General features: G+C 72.8%; 9 protein-coding genes. 5 read left to right on the forward strand and 4 right to left on the reverse strand.

Features of this window, described 5'->3' with window-relative positions:
* Window positions 1–160 precede the first annotated feature (160 nt).
* The 3 genes from J8N05_RS07370 to J8N05_RS07380 all read left to right on the forward strand — a co-directional run bounded on the left by J8N05_RS07370 (window position 161) and on the right by J8N05_RS07380 (window position 4,831).
* Complete coding sequence (locus J8N05_RS07370; protein ID WP_210881650.1) at window positions 161–1,783, forward strand: eCIS core domain-containing protein; 1,623 nt, start codon at window positions 161–163, stop codon at window positions 1,781–1,783.
* Window positions 1,784–1,867: 84 nt separating this feature from the next.
* A complete protein-coding gene (locus tag J8N05_RS07375; protein WP_210881651.1) occupies window positions 1,868–3,301 on the forward strand; it encodes an RICIN domain-containing protein in 1,434 nt (477 codons plus the stop codon).
* A gap of 90 nt (window positions 3,302–3,391) precedes the next feature.
* Window positions 3,392–4,831, forward strand: a complete 1,440-nt coding sequence (locus J8N05_RS07380) for a hydrolase (RefSeq protein ID WP_210881652.1) — start codon at window positions 3,392–3,394, stop codon at window positions 4,829–4,831.
* A 99-nt stretch (window positions 4,832–4,930) separates the two neighbouring features.
* Here the strand turns inward: J8N05_RS07380 and J8N05_RS07385 are convergent, their stop codons facing one another.
* The 4 genes from J8N05_RS07385 to J8N05_RS07400 form a co-directional block, all read right to left on the reverse strand.
* A complete protein-coding gene (locus tag J8N05_RS07385; protein ID WP_210881653.1) occupies window positions 4,931–10,402 on the reverse strand; it encodes a hypothetical protein in 5,472 nt (1,823 codons plus the stop codon).
* A 219-nt stretch (window positions 10,403–10,621) separates the two neighbouring features.
* Entirely contained in the window at window positions 10,622–12,622 is a 2,001-nt protein-coding gene (locus tag J8N05_RS07390) for an ATP-binding protein (RefSeq protein ID WP_210881654.1), read from the reverse strand.
* Entirely contained in the window at window positions 12,619–13,338 is a 720-nt protein-coding gene (locus J8N05_RS07395) for a DUF4255 domain-containing protein (protein WP_210890054.1), read from the reverse strand. Before J8N05_RS07395 ends, J8N05_RS07390 begins: the two co-directional genes overlap by 4 nt.
* A gap of 245 nt (window positions 13,339–13,583) precedes the next feature.
* A complete protein-coding gene (locus tag J8N05_RS07400; RefSeq protein ID WP_107018048.1) occupies window positions 13,584–14,252 on the reverse strand; it encodes a helix-turn-helix transcriptional regulator in 669 nt (222 codons plus the stop codon).
* 242 nt (window positions 14,253–14,494) lie between these two features.
* Here J8N05_RS07400 and J8N05_RS07405 point away from each other — a divergent pair, with 242 nt between their 5' ends.
* Together J8N05_RS07405 and J8N05_RS07410 are read left to right on the forward strand one after the other, a co-directional pair.
* A complete protein-coding gene (locus J8N05_RS07405) occupies window positions 14,495–17,698 on the forward strand; it encodes a helix-turn-helix transcriptional regulator (protein WP_210881655.1) in 3,204 nt (1,067 codons plus the stop codon).
* An 84-nt stretch (window positions 17,699–17,782) separates the two neighbouring features.
* Window positions 17,783–18,316 carry a GNAT family N-acetyltransferase gene (locus J8N05_RS07410; protein ID WP_210881656.1) on the forward strand — a complete coding sequence of 178 codons (534 nt, stop codon included), beginning with the start codon at window positions 17,783–17,785 and terminating at the stop codon, window positions 18,314–18,316.
* Window positions 18,317–18,565 lie beyond the last annotated feature (249 nt).

The following is an 18,565-nucleotide window of genomic DNA, read 5'->3' on the forward strand; positions in this document are numbered from 1 at the left end:
CGGTACCTGATCGGGGGCAGACCACCTGCCCGCAAGGGCAGCACGAGACCCCCGTGTGCCCCCCGATCCCGTCGCCCTGCCCCTATGGGTGCCCGTACCGCTCTCCCCGCGCGGGGCCCTGTCGGGTAAAGCTGGAGGATCAGCCGTGGAGGGGAACGTCATGCGCGCGCAGGAAGCCCAGGCCGAGAAGGCCGGTGGTGATCAGGTCAAGATCCGCCCGATGACGGACCGTGGCACCACCGCGGACCGGATCCTGGCGATGCAGAGCGCGGCGGGCAACGCGGCGGTGACCCAGGCCGTGCAGCGCAGACAGCACCAGCACGGCGCGGGCTGCGGACACACCCCGGACGAGCAGCGCGAGCTGGTGGACCAGGTCGTGAAGTCCCCGGGCAGCCGGATGAACGGCTCGCTGCTCCAGGAGACGGCGAGCTGGTTCCAGGGCGAGGACTTCAGCACCGTGAAGCTGCACACGGACACGGTCGCCCTGCAGTCCGCCAAGGCGATCGGTGCCCGCGCGTACACCGCCGGCGAGAACGTGGTCTGGGACGGCAGGGACAAGCCGACGCTCATCCACGAGCTGCAGCACGTCAAGGACCAGCGCAGGGGTGCCGTCCCCGGCACCGACAACGGCTCGGGGCTGAAGGTCTCCAGCCAGGGCGACTGGGGCGAGAAGCGCGCGGAGGCGGTCGAGGCACAGGCGAGGAGCGGGCCGCCGCCGGTGCAGCGCGCGGCCGCCCCCGAGAACGCCACCGAGGGGTCCGGCGCGAGGCACGCCTCCGGCGGGTACGCGATCCAGCGCGCGATCTGGACGTTCAACGGCAGCACCCGGACGCACCACGTCGGGGGCCAGAACTCGGGTATGTGGTTCGACAGCAACGGCCAGACCAGGACCACCGCCGACCTGCAGGTCGACTCCACCTCCCTGAAACACGGCGACAAGTACGACGACGTCACCCGGCAACTGCACAGCAGCGGCGCCGTCGGCATCTCCAAGCGCGGGACCATCGCCGACCACAAGTACCCGCAGCGCGAGAACAGGACCCGCAAGGCGGTCGTCGAGGCGCAGGAGAAGATGGCCACCGCGCAGGCCCTGCTGGGCTCGGCGGGCGCCGCGCCGAGCGGTCTGCTGCTGCAGGCACTGAAGTCCGCGTTCCCGCTCTTCCAGACGGCGACCCCGCAGCAGATCGGCGAGCTCGTGCCGCGGATCTCCGAGGTGCTGCGACGGGTGCAGGTGGGCCTGAACTCCCAGGGTGCGCAGATCGCCCTGGTCGGCGAGCCGTCGATGTTCGACATCAGTGCCAAGGGGGCGACCGCGTCCGGCGCGGCCGGCTGGGTCGACCCGAGCACCAAGGACTACACCAGCAGGCTGAATCCGGACTACATGAAGAGCGAAGAGCTGCCCTCCATGGACTCGGGGCGCACCGGCCCGATCAACCTCCGCGAGGAGGGCGAGGTGGCCTGGTACGTCATCCACGAGGCGACGCACCGCTTCGCCGGAACGCTGGACTACCAGTACAGCTCGTACGACCACGAGTTGTCGGAGGACGCCGCTCAGGCGGGTCTGGCCTCGGTCCTCGACCCGGCCACCGCCGCCACGCAGGACGCCGCGATGCTCGGCAGGCGGGTCGCCCGCGACCCGTCCACCTACACGGGCGACAACGAGACACAGCGTCCGCAGAGGCAGGAGAACTGGTACGCCATGGGCCGGCGCGCACTGATGAACGCCGACTCCTACGCGCACTTCGTGATGACGGCGACCGGTTCGCCGATCCCCAGGAGCTGACGGCCCCGGCCGTGGGCCTTTCGGGCAACAGGGCGTGCACCTGGGTCTGCTGCCCACGGCCCATCCGACGGCTAGCGTTTCCGTGTGAGCCTTTGGACTTCCCTCGAACCCGCCTCCGCGACCGTGGACCCGGGTGGCAGTACGACGGTGCGGCTGCGTCTGCGCAACACCGGTGATGTGGTGGACGAGTACCGCTTCGAGGCGGTCGGTCCGCTCGCGCCGTGGGCGAGGGTCGAGCCACAGGTCCTTCGGCTCTATCCGGGGACGACGGGTTCCGTGGACATCGCGTTCGCGCCGCCGCGGACGCCGGATGCGACGGCGGGTCCGAATCCGTACGCGGTGCGGATCACGCCGACCGAGCATCCCGAGGCGACGACGGTCCCGGAGGGGAACCTCACCATCACCCCCTTCACGGAGGTGCGGGCGGAGTTGGTGCCGCCGACCGTGAAGGGGCGTTTCCGGGGGCGGCCGAAGCTGGCCGTGGACAACCTGGGCAATACGAAGCTGACGGCGTCGGTGAGTGGCAGCGACAACGGCGATCAGTTGTCCTACGACATCTACCCGTCGAACGTGCAGATCGAGCCGGGTCGTGCCGCGTTCGTGAAGACGACGCTCAAGCCGCGCCAGATCATCTGGTTCGGATCGAAGGAGTCCCGGCCCTACACCCTGGCCGTGCAGCGGTCCGGTGTGGACCCGCTGGACGTCGAGGGCACGTACGTCCAGAAGGGGTTCCTGCCGCGCTGGCTCGCGACCTTCCTCGGCATCTTCATGGCGCTCGCCCTCACCTTCGTGCTGCTGTGGATCGCCTACAAGCCCCAGGTCCGCAGCTCCGCCACGGAGAAACTGCAGGAAGCCGGCATCAGCACCCTGGCACCCTCCCCCTCACTCACCCCCGAGGCGCCGAAGGCCCCGTCGGTCGAGCCGGTGGCCTCCGAGCCCGCCGCTCCGACGACGTCCGGCGACGGCGACGGCGGTGGTGGCGGAGGCGGAGGCGGGGGAAGCCCGTCGCCGAAGCCGACGAAGAAGAGCGTCGTCCCCGCGACCGAGATCCTCCTGCGGAACCCGACCACCAAGATGTGCGCCGACCTCCCCGGCCGTGACAAGGGCAAGGCGACCGGCCGCGTACAGCAGGCCACCTGCACCGAGAACACGGATGAGGACAACCAGCTCTGGAACCTTGAGGTGCGCCAGCCGAAGGGCGGCCCCGGCGGCTCCGCCCTCTTCGTGATCCGCAACGTCAAGGACCAGCTCTGCATGGACCTGCCGAACGCCGGGGCGCAGCCCGTGCAGGTGGGGATATTCGAGTCCCCGTGCGACGGCACGACGGCCGACAACGACCTGTGGTGGATCGACAAGCAGGAGAGCGGCGCCTACTGGATCCGCAACTTCGCCAGCAACAACAAGTGCCTGGACGTCGCCGGGTTCAGCACCGGCACGGTCGACACGAACCTGACGCTGTATCACTGCTCCAACACCGATGACCAGGAGTGGCTCATCATTCATCCCAACAGGGGCTGAAACACGGGGCAGTTGGTGCCGCCTGTTCGGGCACGCATCCTGCCCCGCCGCTTCCTGACCCGGCACCGGATCCGCGTTTAAATTCTCAGAGTGAGCCTTTGGACTTCCTTGGAGCCCGCCTCCGCGACCGTGGACCCGGGTGGCAGTACGACGGTGCGGCTGCGTCTGCGTAACACCGGTGATGTGGTGGACGAGTACCGCTTCGAGGCGGTGGGTCCGCTGGCGCCGTGGGCGAGGGTGGAGCCGCAGGTGTTGCGGTTGTATCCGGGGACGACGGGTTCGGTGGACATCGCGTTCGCGCCGCCGCGGACGCCGGATGCGACGGCGGGTCCGAATCCGTACGCGGTCCGGATCACGCCGACCGAGCACCCCGAGGCGACGACGGTTCCCGAGGGGAATCTGACGATCACTCCGTTCACGGAGGTGCGGGCGGAGTTGGTGCCGCCGACCGTGAAGGGGCGGTTTCGGGGGCGGCCGAAGCTGGCCGTGGACAACCTCGGCAATACGAAGCTGACCGCGTCCGTGAGCGGCAGTGACAACGGTGACCAGCTCTCGTACGACATCCATCCGTCGAATGTGCAGATCGAGCCGGGGCGTGCGGCGTTCGTGAAGACGACGCTGAAGCCGCGGCAGATCATCTGGTTCGGGTCGAAGGAGTCCCGGCCGTACACCCTGGCCGTGCAGCGGTCGGGTGTGGATCCGCTGGGTGTGGAAGGGACGTACGTTCAGAAGGGGTTCCTGCCTCGCTGGCTCGCGACCTTCCTCGGCATTTTCATGGCGCTCGCCCTCACCTTCGTGCTGCTGTGGATCGCCTACAAGCCGCAGGTCCGCAGTACCGCCACGGAGAAGCTGCAGGAAGCCGGCATCAGCACGCTGCCGCCCAGCAGTCCCACGGCGTCTCCGCCCATACCGACCACTCCCACCGTCGCTCCCACGACTCCCCCGGCCGTTGCGGAGACGCAGGCCGCCGGTGGGGCCGCCGCCGGAGCGGGGGGCGGTGGTTCCGACGAGGAGAAGGAGACCAAGGCCCCGGAGCGGACCGCGGCGACCGCCGTCCAGGAACTGGCCGCCGAGGAACCCGACAAGAAGCACATCTGCTACCGGGCCTTCGTGAAGGACAAGGGCTGGACCGAAGCGGTCTGCGACGGCGAGACGGCGGGCACGGTGGGGGAGAACACGCCGCTGAAGAGCCTCAACATCGCCGTGTCGGGGACCAAGGGGACGGCCAGCGCGGCGTTCGTCAACGACCCCGAGACGACGAACGGGCAGGGGCACTACATCGCGCCCTGGTCGGGTGCGGCGGACGGGATCGACAACTACATCGGCAGTACGAAGAAGGACGCGCCGGATCTGCTGGGGTTCACCATCAACGTCGACAACGGGGGTGGGGCCGTGTGCCAGAACGCGCACGTGCACGACGGGGGTTGGCTGGGCCTCGGCTGCGACAAGCCGGGGGAGGGTGAAGGGTTCATCTTCGGCGGGTCGCTGGACAACAACCGCTGGTTGGAAGCGGTGAAGTTCACGGTGTGACCCACTTTGTGGGTCGGCTTGTGTGCCGGGTGCGGGCCGGTGGGGACTGACCCAAAGGATTGCGCAGTTCCCCGCGCCCCTGAAGGGGCGCGGGTTCGTTCAGGCCGTCGCTGCCGCGTTCGCCTTCTTTTCTGTCAAGTGGCCCTGAGGGTCGGTCATTTTGGACGCGTTCGCCGGGTCACGGAGCATGCGGCGGACCGCCGGTGCCGGCATCCGGACCACCACCGGTCGGGGGAGGGTGAACTCCCGTACGCCGACCGACCGCCGCCCACCCGGACCGCGTTCCGCGACCCGCGCCACCACCCGCACGTCCAGCGTGAACTGCACCAGCACCGACTCGAACTTCGGCTTGTGCAGCGGCATCGACCCGGCGGCGTTCGCATGCGCGTCCGTCACGCTGCCGCTCCCGTCGGCATTGCCGAGCAACTGGTTCATCCGGAACTCCGTGGCGTTGAGAACCCCCGCCCCGACGATCCCCCGCGCGGACTTCCCGTGCTCGGCGGACTGCTGGCTGTCCACCCCGGTGGGCCGCGGCGCGTCCAGACCGCTCTGCGCCACCGTCTCGAACGTCATCTTGTCGCCGACCCCCAGCACCCGACCGCCCCGCAGCCGCGCGTGCAGCGAGGTGCGCAGGTCCTGGCCCCGCAGACCGCTCGCGTGCACGGGCGGCAGATCCACCCCGGCGGAGGTCAGCAGGGGGAGCGCCGAGATGAGCCACTCCGTGGACACCGCCTCGCGCTGGACGTGGGCGGCGGCGTCGCCCTGCTTGCCGTACCGCTTGCTGCCGCCTGCCTCCCGCACGGTGTCGTCGATGAGTTTCCGGATGTCCGGCGCCCCCTGGAAGCCGTTGACCTGCGCCTCCATCGGCAGCGTCACCCCGCCCTCGTGCCAGGGCCCCATCCGGTCGGCACGGGCGTCCTCGCGGCCGGGCGGGGTCGGCCGCCCCGCCCCCTGCTGCCCTTGCTGCTGCTGATCCTGCTGGACCGGCTCCAGTCGGTTCAGGGCCGTGAGGTCGTTCTGCAGGATGCGGTGGGTCAGCTGCCGGCCGCTCAGCTGCGCCAGCCCCAACCGGCCCTTGGACGAGTGCAGTTCGAGCGACGCCGTGATCGGTACGTTCATGCGCACCGAGCGCGCCGAGGCCTCGGCGACGGTCTTGACGCCTAGCTGGGCACGGCCGACGGACGCGGTCTTCTGGGCGTCGCTGTACCCGAGGCCGAACCCCGCCGCGCCGCCGACGTTCTTCAGCTGGCCACCGCCGTTCTCGGGCTTCGCCGCCCCGGCGAAGACGGCCTCGACCCCGCGTGCGTCGCTCTTCTCCCGGCCGTTCGCCCGCTGCGCCGAGGCCGAGGTGATGTACTCCATGTCCCCGGGGCCCTCGTTCAGCGTCTCGGCATGGGTGCCCGGCCCGTTGCGGCTGACCTTGAACACCGCCCAGTACGGCGTCCTGCGCCCGTCCAGCAGCTCCACCGTGACGCCGCCGTCCATGGCGCCGGAGAGCAGCCCGGCGGCCCCGTCCTTGTCGAGGACCCGCAGCAACCGCTGCACGTTGTCGTTGCGGTCCTTGAGCTGCTGCCTGGGCAGCAGGTTCTCGGCCAGGCTCCTGTCCCGGCGGCCGAGGCTGCCGCGGAGCTGTTCCAGGAGGGGGACGAAGTCGGGCAGGTCCTCGATCGCGCCGAAGCCGAGGGGGAGGTCCCGGGACAGCTGGGGCCGCGGGGCCGGGGCGCCGCTCTCCCGGCCGCCCTGCTGGTCCTGCCCGTCACCGGCGGCCACTTTCCCCGAAGCCTTCTCCTGCGCCTTCTCCTGAGCCTTCGCCCCTGCTTTCGCCCCTGCCTTCTCAGGCGTCCTCTCCGGTGCCTTCTCCGCCGCCTTCTCGCCCGGTACGCGCAGCTTCGACGCCCTCAGCTGGTCCGCGGTGAGCCACACGGCCGCCGCCCCCGGCAGCGTCCGCTCGGACTTCGAGACGTACGGGCCGCCGCCGGTCACCCCCACCTCGGCGACCATCCGGACCACCAGATCGCAGTGGACCAGGTACAGGGGCCGGCTGCGCGAGGTGTGGGCGTTGCGCTCGACCGTGCCGGCCAGCGTCGACGCCGTGGACGAGCCCTCGCTCAGGGTGCGGCCCGCCGAGACGCCCTCACCGGCCCGCCAGTCGGCGCCGTTCTGCATGCCCACGACCCCGGCCTGCACCGACGTACTCGTACTCTCGGACTCCTGCCCGCTGGCCTGGTGGCCGCCGAGGACGAAGCTCTCCGTGCCCGGACCCGTGGCCTGATGCACGACCTTCGGGTTGGCCAGCGCGAACCGCGTACCCACCGCGCCGGTGAGCCCGGCGGTCCGGCGCGGGTAGCGCAGGTTCTTCACGACCCAGCCGGAGGACACCGCCTGCCGCAGCGCCGCGGTGACCGCCTGCGGGCTGAACCGCTCCTCGATCGCGAGCCGCGGCGCCAGGCCCTCGGTGGCCAGGGCCTTGTCCTCGCGCAATGCCTTGTTGCGGGCGGCGGCCCCGGCCAGCAGCTCGAACGCGAGGTCCCGGATCGGCTGCCCGTCGCCGAGGGTCTCCACCAGCGTCCAGTCCCGTACCCGCCGGGAGGCCATCGCCCTCGGCTCCATGCCCGCGAGGTCGCCGATGCCCTCGGCGGCGAAGGTCCGCCGCGGCGGCCCGTGCCCGGCGGTCCGGGCCGCGACGGAGGCGTCCAGCCGCTGCTTCTCCTCGGTGTCCATGGCGAACCCGGCCGGGGTGAGCAGGCGTACGTCCTGGTCCTCCAGCTCCACCGAGCCGATGTGCCTCGCCTCGGGCACGTCCCGGCCCGGCAGCCCCGGCGTCAGGGTGCGCTTGGCCTTGCGCTCCCTGGTCGTCATGGTGACGTCCACGTCGAGGTGCAGCGAGCCGTCGAACGCGGCGGCGTCCTCGGAGCCGTTGGTCAGGATGTCCGAGCGGGTCGTCGGACCGCCCTGGCCGCGCCGCGCGCCGGTCTTCGTCCGGTCGGCCCGCACGGAGGCGTTCAGCGCGGAGGGGATGATCCGGAACTGGCCGAGCACCATCCCGCCCACCGACCGCGAACTGGACCGTCCGCTCTGGACGTTGCTGGTGACACCGGAGTGGCTGCGGACGAGCCAGTCCTTGACGTCACCGGCATAGGTGGTGTCGCCGAGCCTGCCGGTGACCTTGATCTGCACGTCGTGCGCGTGCATCCGGGACTTGCGCCGCATCCGTACGCGGATACCGCTGGAGAGCAACTGGTCCTTGTTGACGGCCAGGTTGGTGTCGGACAGGACGGTCATCAGCTCGCGGTAGTTGCCCCGCTGCGCCTCGGCCTCCTCCGGACTCGTCTTCCCGGGCTCCCGTCCGGCGCCGAAGGCGGGCAGGTACCCGGCCAGCTGCGGGTCGGTGGCGAACAGCCGCTGGACGCCGGCGAGCAGCGGACCGGTGTCCAGCTGGCTGATCGCGACGCTCGATCCCATGGCCCCGAAGGGCAGATGGCGCTCGACGTCCGGCGCGGCCTCCCCGGACCCGGAGCCGGACCCGGAGCCGGACCCGGACCCGGACCCGGACGTAACGTCGGAGGCCCGCGCCTTGCCCTTGTCCTTGCCCTTGCCCTTGTCCCCGCCGGGGTCGGACTCGGAGTCCGTGCCGGAGCCCGTTCCCCCGGCGGGGGTCGCCTTCGGCTTCTTCACCATCTCGTCCGCGACGACGCCCGACGGCAGCGGCAGACCGAGGGCCTGCGCCTCGTCGGCCCGCAGGCTCAGCCACACGTCCATCGAGTGGGTCGCCGTCCGGTTCCCCATCCGGGCCTTCATCGCGGGCGAGAGCGGACCGGTCCCCTCGACGGTGAGCAGCACCGTGCCCCGGTAGAGCACCTTGTCGCCGCGGACCTCGGCGCCCTGCCGGCTGGAGACCGTCTGCTCCGACACGGTGAAGCGCGCGCTCTTCGCCCCGAACGTCGGCATGGCCGTGGCGCGGACCGCCGCGGCGTTCGCCAGCACCCCGACCCCGATCGCGGGGCCCACGCCGAACGTGCCGCCGCGTCCCTTGCCCGCGGTGTCCGTCACCGAGTGCTGCGCCTGCTGATGCGTACGCAGCTGGGTCTTGCCGATCTTCCACGCGGGCGTCATCGAACCGATCGCGGCCCGCATCCGGTACGTACCCACCGCGCTGCCGTCCTTGGCGGTCAGGTCCTCGCCGACGACCTCCTGGCGCAGCAGCCGGGGCATGTCCTCCAGGACGGTGGCGGTGGAGGTGGCGTCGTACAGCCGGGCGCGGCCGGGGGCGCCGGGCGAGGTCAGCGAGGGGTGCAGCACCGAACGGACCTTGTCGAACAGGCCGTTGCCGCCCTCGTGCGGGGCCGCGGAGTCGGTGACCGCGACCGGGGCCAGGCTGTCGGCGCGGGCGACCTTCCGCGCGGTGCGCGTGGACAGCCTCGCCGCCCGCGGGGGCGTACCGCCGGAGGCCGAAGCGGCGACGGAGGCGGGGACCAGGTGCTCGGTGGGGACGCGCATGGTGAGCGTGCCCGTCCCGCTGAACGACTTCACGTCGGGCGCGTCCTGCTTCTTGATCCGTACGCCGTACCGGACCTGGCGGAGCAGTTCGACGGAGCCCTTGTCGCTGCGCAGGACGCGTGGTTCGGCGACGCTCTTCTGGGTGCGTGACTCGCGTGCGGACTGGAACGGCTGGGCGTTCGCCGTGACCGCGCCGCCGAGCCAGACGCCCGGCACGACCGGCGCGAGACCGAAGGCCGTCAGACCGGCGCCGCGGCTCGCGGAGTTGCCCGCGGTGTGGCCCACCGTGGCCTGGGTGTTGTGCTGGACGTCCACCTTGGTGGCCGCGCCCTCGGCCTCGCGGGCCAGCGCGGCCCGTGCCGCCGCCCGGTCGCCGGCCCGTCCGGCCGTCTCCGCGCGCGCCTTCAGGACCGCCGCGGAGACGAAGGTCTCGGGCCGGTCCTCGGGGGCGGGGGAGATCGTGACGGTGACGTCGTACCAGTCCTTGCCGTTCGGGCCCGCCACGGAGAAGGCGCGGCCCTGCCCGTAGAAGCTCTCCGGTCGGCCCGCCAGTTCCTCCTTGATCTCGGCGACCGTTCCCTCGGAGTGGCCGATGGCGGTGGCCAGCGCGGTGCCCACGATCTCGTGGCCGGTCGGCTGCCGGGCGGTGGACAGTCCGGCCGCGGTCAGGTCCCGCAGATACGGCGGCAGGCCCAGCGGCTCCGGTTCGGGGGCGCCCTCCTCGCCCTCCGCGATGGTGGGCAGCACGGACCGCAGCCGGGTGGCGGGGGCGTGTTCGGGCAGCTCCTCGATGGACGAAAGACCGGTGGACCCGGGCGCCCGCGCGGTGGATCCGGGCGTCTGCGCGGTGCGCGAGGGGCCCGCGACGGACCGGCCGGCCTCGCCGGGCGGGGTGCCGAGCAGACGGGTCCGGTGCGGGTTCCTGCCGTGCAGTGCCTTGGACGCCGCCGCGTTCCCCGCGCTCTGCTGCAGCGCGAGCATCGCGCGCGGCTCCGGGCCGCCCGGTACGGAGGACTTCGCCGCCGTCTCGGGCGCCTTGCCCTGGTCGTTCGACGCCTGCCGCTGTCGGCGCACCGCGAGCCGTCCCCACCACGGGGGCACCCCCGCACGTCTGCCGTTCCGGATCCGTCCGAGAGGCAGCGTAACCAGAGTGATGGGTGGGAAAGGGCAGGTCACATGGGGTGTCAGCTGATCGAGGCCCCCGGCTCACCGGGTGGTCGGCCGTAGTTCACCGGGGCGTCACGAGAGGGCTCGGACGACTGTCCGTCACGTGTCGTACGAGCCTTTGTGCGCCTACCAGTTGCCCTCTCCGGGGACCAGCCGGCCCGCCTTGCGGTACTCGCGCTCCGCGCCCTCGCGCAGATCCGCCGTCGTGACCGGGGCGCCGCGTCCGGCGGCCGCGTAGGCGGCGGTGACGACCGCGCTGCGGATCGAGCCGCCCGCCAGCTCGAAGGCCTCGGCGACCGCCGACGGGTCGGTGCCCTCCTCGCACGGCACCGCGGAGAGGCTGTGCCGCCACAGGGCGAGGCGCTGCCCGGGGTCGGGGAACGGGAAGTCGATCACCAGGTCGAGGCGCCGGGTGAACGCCTCGTCGATGTTGGCGCGCAGGTTGGTGGTGAGCAGGGCGATGCCGTCGAAGGACTCCAGGCGCTGGAGCAGGTAGGCGCTCTCCATGTTGGCGTACTTGTCGTGGGAGTCCTTGACCTCGGAGCGCTTGCCGAAGACCGCGTCCGCCTCGTCGAAGAGCAGTACCGCGTCCGTGCGGTCGGCCTCGGTGAAGATCCGCTCCAGGTTCTTCTCGGTCTCGCCCACGTACTTGTCGACGATCGAGGAGAGCTGCACCACGTACAGGTCCAGGCCGAGTTCGGCGGCGACGACCTCGGCCGACAGGGTCTTGCCGGTACCGGACTCGCCCGCGAAGAGACCGAGGACCCCGCGGCCCCGGCCGCCGCCCGCGCTGAGCCGCCAGTCACCGAGGACCTGGTCGCGGTGGCGGGCGCGCAGGGCCAGTTCGTGCAGCTGCACGAGGGGCTTGTCGGGCAGGACCAGGTCCCCCCAGTCCACGTCTGGCCTGATCCGCCGGGCATGCTGCTCAAGCCCCGAGGCGGACTGCTGCCGTGCGGCGAGCCGCAGATGCGCGGCGGTCACCGGCGTGCCGTCGAAGCCGGCGAGGCTCTGGGCGGCCTGCGCGGCCCGCAGGATGCGGTCGCCGCCGAGCCGGTAGGGGGCCACCGTGGCGGCGAGGTCGAAGCCGGGCTCGTCCCGCAGGGCGGCCGACCAGACGTCCACCGCGCCGGCCCGCTGCCGGGGCGCGTCGAGGACCAGCGGGTCGTGCTCGCACCACTGCGGGTCGTACGGCCGCGACCCGGTGAGCAGCACGGGCACCCCGGAGTGGGCCAGCGCCCGCACCAGCGGCCCGGGTTTCTCCGGCAGGGCGGACGCGACGACGGCGGCGTCGCGCAGCCGGGCCTCACGCAGGAGTTCGGGTACGCGGTCCTCCGGGCCCGTGAAGTGCAGGGCCTCGTACCCCGCGGTCCGCAGGGCGGCGGCGGCACCGGCGAGCCCGTCGCCCTCGCGGTGCTCGCGCAGATAGACGGTCAGGGGCGCGGCGCTCAGCCGGGCGGCGAGCTTGTCGGCGAACCCGTCGTCGTGCGAGGGCGCGGCGGTCGCCAGCGGGTGGACGTGGCCGACGAGCGCGGGGTCCAGGGTGTCGTCGCCGAGCAGATGCGCGATGAGCCGGTCGGGTACGCGCAACGCCCGGCTGAGGAAGGGGCGTTCGGGATCCTCGACGCTCAGCAGACCGAGCGCGGTCAGCGGGGCCGAGGGATGGAAACGGGCCCGTGCCCCGGCGAAGTGCACGGGCAGCCCGCACAGGTCGAGGGCGAGCCCGGTGGTGGCCCGGCGCCTGCTGACGTCGTCGTTGAGATACCCGTACAGCGACTCGAAGGAGCGCTCCAGGTCGGGGGCGAGGGCGATCAGCAGGATCCGCAGGTCCAGCTCGGTGAGCCCGAGCCGCACCGCGAGCAGTTCCAGCCGGTCCGCGCCGCCGCCCTCGTACGCCGCCCCGTCCCCGTCCCGGCCGCCCGGCTCGTCCTCGAAGGCGGAGGGGTACGAGGTCGTCGTGGGCCCGAGCAGATGCCGTACGGCCTCGTCGGAGAGGTACAGGCCGCGCAGCGGATCGCCCGCCGTGGGGTCCTGGGCGGTGCGCTCGTCGACCAACTCGCCGACGCGGTCGCGCAGTCGGGCCAACCGGAGCAGGAGCGTGTCGGACGTGAGCGGGGCGTGGGCGGTCACTTCTGCCGTTCTCCGGTGTTCTGCCGGTCACCGGTGCTGCCGTGCTGACCAGGACCGTCGTTCTCGCGGGTACCGGTGCCCAGGGGCGAGGACTTGAGGTGCCGCGGCCGGTGCCGGCGTTCCTCCGAACCCTCCAGCGAGCCGTCGATGCCGCGGATGCGCACGCCCGCGCCCTCCGTGACCGGGGGACCGGCGTCGTACTCGGGGAAGGCCGGGAAGGGCGCGGTGACGACGAGGTCCAGGGACGGCTTCAGTTCGCCGCCCATCGCGGACCAGATCTCCGCCAGCGACCGCGACTCGGTGTGCAGTCCGGCCACCGTGAGCGGGATGGACAGGCCCAGCGCGCCGAGGGGGCCGGGCAGTTCGCTCGCGGGGATCAGCTCGTGCGGCAGCAGGGTCGCCAACGCCGCGGAGAGCAGCCGGTGTTCGTCCAGCGGCTGCTTGGTCCACGCGGTGACCAGGTAGGACAGCCGGAACCAGCGGGGCGGCTGGCGGCGGCGTACGACGATGTCGCGGTCGTCGCGGACGGCGGTGTGGCCGCGCTGGCGCCGGGAGACGTCCTCGCGGATGTCGTACAGGTAGGTGTTGATGGTCGGCGCGTTGCGCCGGGCCGCCCAGTCGCGGGTCGGGGCCTCGAAGGAGACGTCGATGCCGGAGCCGGCCAGCGCACCACCCCCGAGCAGCCGCTTGAGGACCTCGTCCACCTCGTGGATCACCGTCGCGCTCCCGCCCTGCCGTGCCGTGCCCTGCCGTACCGCCACCGGATGACGGCGCGGCTGTTTCGCGGCGACACCGCAACCGCTGTCGTGGACCGCTGCTGTCACCGCTCGACGGCTGTCGTGACCGATGACCGGTGTCGTAACCGATCGTGCCTGGGAAGGCTCCGTCTCCGCAGGCACGCCGGGGACGGCCGGCGGGCACAGAATGCTGCCCCCGCGTCCGCCTTCGGCTGCCCGTTCGATCAGATGTAGCCTTCCCGGAGGGCATGTGCCACCGCGTGCGCCCGGTTGCGCAGATGCAGCCGGGTGGTGAGCCCGTGCATCACGTTCTTGACGGTTCGTTCGGAGTAGGACAGCTTGCTGGCGATCTCCCCGGTGTCGAGCCCCTCGGCGACGAGCCTCAGCACGTCCACCTCGCGCGGCGCGAGTCCCGAGGACGGGGCCCCGGGATGGCTGCTCGCCGTGCGGTGCAGCGAACCCACCTGGCTGATCAGCCGGCCGAGCAGATCCGCGGGCAGATCTCCGTCGCCCCGGGAGGCCGCGACGACCGCCTGCACCAGCCGGTGCGCGGTGGCCTCGTGGCGCCACACGATGGCGCCGACCCCGCACTCGATGACATCGAGCAGTTCGGTCTCGCGGATCATGCTCACCACGAGGACGGCACGGGCACCCTCGCTGCGCACCAGTCTGCGCAGCCGGGAGAGCGCGGCCTCGTCCAGCGTCTCGCTGATCAGCAGGGCGACGGTGTCGGGGCCGGTCTCGGTCTCCTCGCGGAGGTCGATCACCGGGTGCTGTCTCAGCTGGCTGAGTGCTCCCTCCCGGGTGATCGGGTCCGAGGCGTGTACCGCCACCGGTATTCGGGACTCGGGCTCTGCCGTGCCCGGAGCCGCGGTCCCAAACGAGCTGCGCAACTCACTCCCCTATGTTCACGAGCCCGTCACCTCTGTGGCGTCCGTGACAGGCGTGCGGTCATCACACTTCTGGGGGCCGTGTGTTCGGCGCAATCGTGGAGCACCACGAGACACACCACGAGATCGGGAACCAGATCGGAAACGACGTTGCGTATATGACAGTGGGTCATCTCAGGCAACGGGAGCCACCCGTTCCGCCGTCCCACACAGTGGGCCGCACCACGGCCGCGAGGGAGGCAGGGATGTACGTACCACTGCTTGAGCGTCGTCAAACCCTGGAACTGGTGGCCGCCGAGGCCGCGCGCGCCCGCGCCGGGACCGGGCGGCTGGTGCTGCTGCGCGGTGCCACCGGTACGGGCCGTTCCGCGCTCCTCGAAGCCGCCGCCGAGCAGGCGGAGTCGGCCGGGATGCGGGTGCTGCGGGCCCGCTGCTCGCCCGACGACACGGCGCTGCCCTTCTCGGCCGTACGCCAACTGCTGGGCCCGAAAGCGGAGTTCGCCGAGTCCCGGGTGATACCGGACGAACGGGCCCGGGGGGCCTGGCTGTGGCGGCTGCTGCGGTCGTTCACGGCCGGGCCGCCGCTCCTGGTGACCGTGGACGACGTCCACCTCGCGGACGACGCCTCACGGCGGTGGCTCGTCGACGCCGCCCGACGGGTGGACCGCTTACCGGTGCTGCTGGTGGCGACCGAGCGCAGTCAGTACGACATCGACGCACCGTCGGCGGGCCTGGCCCACACGCTCTCCCCCGCACTGGTCCGCACGCTCACCCTCGCTCCGCTCGGGGCCGACTCCACGGCACAGCTGGTCCGTTCGGACTTCGGCTCGGTCCCGCCGTCGTGGGTGGAGGACTGCGTACGGGCGAGCGCGGGCAGCCCGCTGCTGCTGCGCGCCCTGCTGGACGACCTGCGCGGCACGCTGCCGGCCACGGTGCCGAGGGCGAGCGCCGCGCTGTACCCGGGCGCGTACCAGGCCGCGGTCTCCTGGTGGCTCGACAGCGCGGGCCCCGCCACGACGGAGGTGGCCCGCGCGCTGGCCACCCTGGACGCCACCTTCCCTGGCCCTCGGCCCCGGACACCGTTCGATGCGCCGAACGATCCGAACGTTCCGAGCGTTCCGAACAGCACGAACGGCACGCCGGTCGACGCCGGTTCCCTGGGCGGGGGCGAGGAGGGTGGGGCCGGCTCCCCGGCTGTTGCTGCCGCTTCCGCGGATGCCGGTGCCGTTGCCGGAGGCGAAGGGGCAGGCGTGCCCGTCGCGAGCCGGACCGGCGGCGGTGCGGACTGCCCGGACGCGGGCGATCCCGCCCACGGCGAACCGGCGGAGGACGGCGGGGCCCGGCCTTCGCAGACGGCCCGGCCCGCCGACGACGCCTCCATCGACGACGCCTCCATCGACGACGCCTCCATCGACGACGCCTCCATCGACGACGGCTCCATCGGCGACGGCTCCTCCGGTGACGGGTCGGTGGCGGCGGGGGTGTTCGCGACGGGGTCCCCGGACGACACCGCCGTGCACGAGCTCGCCGACCTGCTCGGTGGGGTCACCGACGCCGATCCCGCCCGGGTGGCGGGGTGGCTGACCGCCATGGCGCGGCTGGGGGTACTGCGGGTCGGGGCCGACGGGCGGCCCCGCTATGCCCATCCCCTGCTGCGCGACGCGGTGCTCAGCGGCTGGCCCGTGGCCGGGCGCCGCGCCGCGCACCGCAGGGCCGCCGAGGTCATGCTGCGGCGCGGCGAACGCGCCGAGGTCGTCGCGGGCCAGTTGCTGCGGGCCGACGCCGTCGGCGAGCCCTGGGTCACCGGCGTCCTGCTGGACGCCTCCGCCGTCGCCGTCCACGACGGCCGCACCGCCGACGCCCTCCCCTATCTGCGCCGCGCCCTGGACGAACCGCTCCCCGACGACCACCGGCAGCGGCTCCTCACCGAACTGGGCTCCCTGGAGTACGCCACCGTCCGCTCCTCGGCCGGCATACCCCGCCTCGCCGAAGCGGTACGCCTGCCCGGCGTCCCGCAGGACCGGGTGCGCGCGGCCGTCGCCCTGGGCACCGCACTGGCCGGCCGGGGCGAGGCCCGCGCCGCCGTCGACGTCCTGCGGTCGCTGGACTCGCAGCTCACGGGCCACCCCGACCTGGCCCGCACCGTGCAGATCGCCTCCGCGCTCCTCGCCGACCAGGACCACGAGATCAGGCAGGAGCTCTACCGCCGGCTGCGGGAGAGCGCCGACCGCTCACCGCGCCTGATCGGCACCGCGGGCCAGGCACTGCTCGTACGGTACGAGGCCACGGCGGGCCTGCTCTCGGCGGACGCCGCCATGAAACGCGTACGGGCCCTCCTCGCGGAGGCCGTCGAACCGCTCGCGGAGCCCTTCCTGCTGGGTACGGCCGCCGCCGTCGCCCAGTGGGCCGACGAACTGGACGAGGCCGAGCGGCTCGTCGGACGCGGCCTCGCCAGACAGCGCCCGTCCCTGCTGCACCCGATGCACCGCGCCCTGCTGAACGTCCGCGCCGACCTCGCCGCCGCCCGCGGCGACTACGCGCGCCTGCTCGCCGGCCCCGAGGCCCGCCCGTCGTCCGGCATCCGGCTGGGCCCCGGCAACGGCCAGGCGCACGCCGTGATCGCGCTCGTCGAGACCGGCCGGGTGGTGGAGGCCCGCAGACTCGCGGGCGGCTTCGACCTGCGGGAGGCGAAGGACTCCTGGGAGGTGAACCGGTTCCTGTACGCCCGGGGAGTGCTGCGGGCCGCCGGCCAGGACCCGGCGGGCGCCCTCGACGACTTCCTCGAATGCGGGCGCCGTCAGTCGGCGCGCGACGTGGTGAGCCCGGTCGTCACTCCCTGGCGGACCGCCGCGGCGGAGTGCCGGCTGGCCCTCGGCCGCCCCCGGGAGGCGCTGGAACTGGCCGAGGAGGAACTGCGCCTGGCCCAGGTGTGGAACACCCCGCGGCCGGTCGGCCGCGCCCTGCGGGTCCTCGGCACGGCGACCGGCGGCCGGCGCGGCCTGGAACTCGCCGACCAGGCCGTACGCGTCCTGCGGGACGGCTCCGCGGACGTCCCGCTCTACACGGAACTGATCCCCGCGCTGATCGCGCAGGGACGCCAGCTCACCGCCGCCGGAGAGAGGTCCCGCGCCCGCGACTGTCTGCGGGAGGCGGCCGAACGCGCCGAACGGCTGGGCGCGGTACGGCTGCGGGCCACCGCCGAGCAGGCCCTGCGCGAGGGCGGCGCCCGCCGTACTACGACGGCGCTCACCGGCTCGGGCGCGCTCACCGGCAGCGAGCGCCGGATAGCGGAGCTGGCCGCCGACGGCCGTACGAACACGGAGATCGCGGAACTGCTGCACCTCGCGCGCCGCACCGTGGAGACCCATCTGACCAGCACCTACCGCAAGCTGGGCATCCGCCGCCGGGCCGAACTGACGACCGCGCTCGGCGGGCCGCGGGGCGGCTGACGGCACAGGCGGCTGACGGCACGGGCGGCCACGCGGCCGGATATCTCTTTGCGGTGCCCCGCCGCCGCCTCCCACACTGACCCGGTGCTGACACGACGTGAGACCCCCGCCGACGTATCCGCCGCCCGTGCCGTGATCGCGGCGGCCTTCGCCAAGCCGGACACGGACACGGACGCCTCGGATCCGGTGGAGGCCACCCTGCTCGACGCACTGCGCACCTGCGAGGGCTGGCTGCCCGAGCTGTCGTACGTGGCGATCGGAGAGGGCGGCGGGAACGAGGTCGTCGGACACGTCGTCTGTACGCGCGGACACGTCGACGGCGTACCCGCCCTCGGACTCGGTCCGATCGGCGTGCGCCCCGACGCGCAGCACCTCGGCACCGGTCTCGCCCTGATGCACGCGGTCCTCGGCGCGGCGGACGCCCTCGGCGAACCGCTCGTCGCCCTGCTCGGCAGCCCCGCCTACTACGGCCGCTTCGGCTTCCGCCCCGGCACCGACCTCGGCATCCTGCCGCCCGACCCGGCCTGGGGCGCGTACTTCCAGATCCGCCCCCTGACGACGTACGACCCGAGCCTGCGCGGCACATTCAACTACGCGAAACCGTTCGCCGACGTCTGACGACATCTGACCGGCAGCGCGCCGCTTTCAGCCCCGCGAAACCGCCCGACGACATCTGACCGGCGCCCCGCCGCTTTTAGGGGCGCGGGGAACTGCGCGAACGGCCCCCACCGGCGGTCGGCCGCTTTTGGGCCCGTGAGACCGCCCGAGGACATCTGACCGGCAGCCAGCCGCTTTTAGGGGCGCGGGGAACTGCGCGAACGGCCCCCACCGGCGGTCGGCCGAGAACGAAACGAGCGGCCCCCCGCC

Source organism: Streptomyces liliiviolaceus (assembly GCF_018070025.1).
In the GTDB taxonomy this organism is placed as follows: domain Bacteria; phylum Actinomycetota; class Actinomycetes; order Streptomycetales; family Streptomycetaceae; genus Streptomyces; species Streptomyces liliiviolaceus.

Coding starts and splice junctions, on each gene's coding strand:
- J8N05_RS07370 (WP_210881650.1), top strand. CDS start 161: ATGCGCGCGCAGGAAGCCCAGGCCGAGAAGGCCGGTGGTGATCAGGTC.
- J8N05_RS07405 (WP_210881655.1), top strand. CDS start 14,495: ATGTACGTACCACTGCTTGAGCGTCGTCAAACCCTGGAACTGGTGGCC.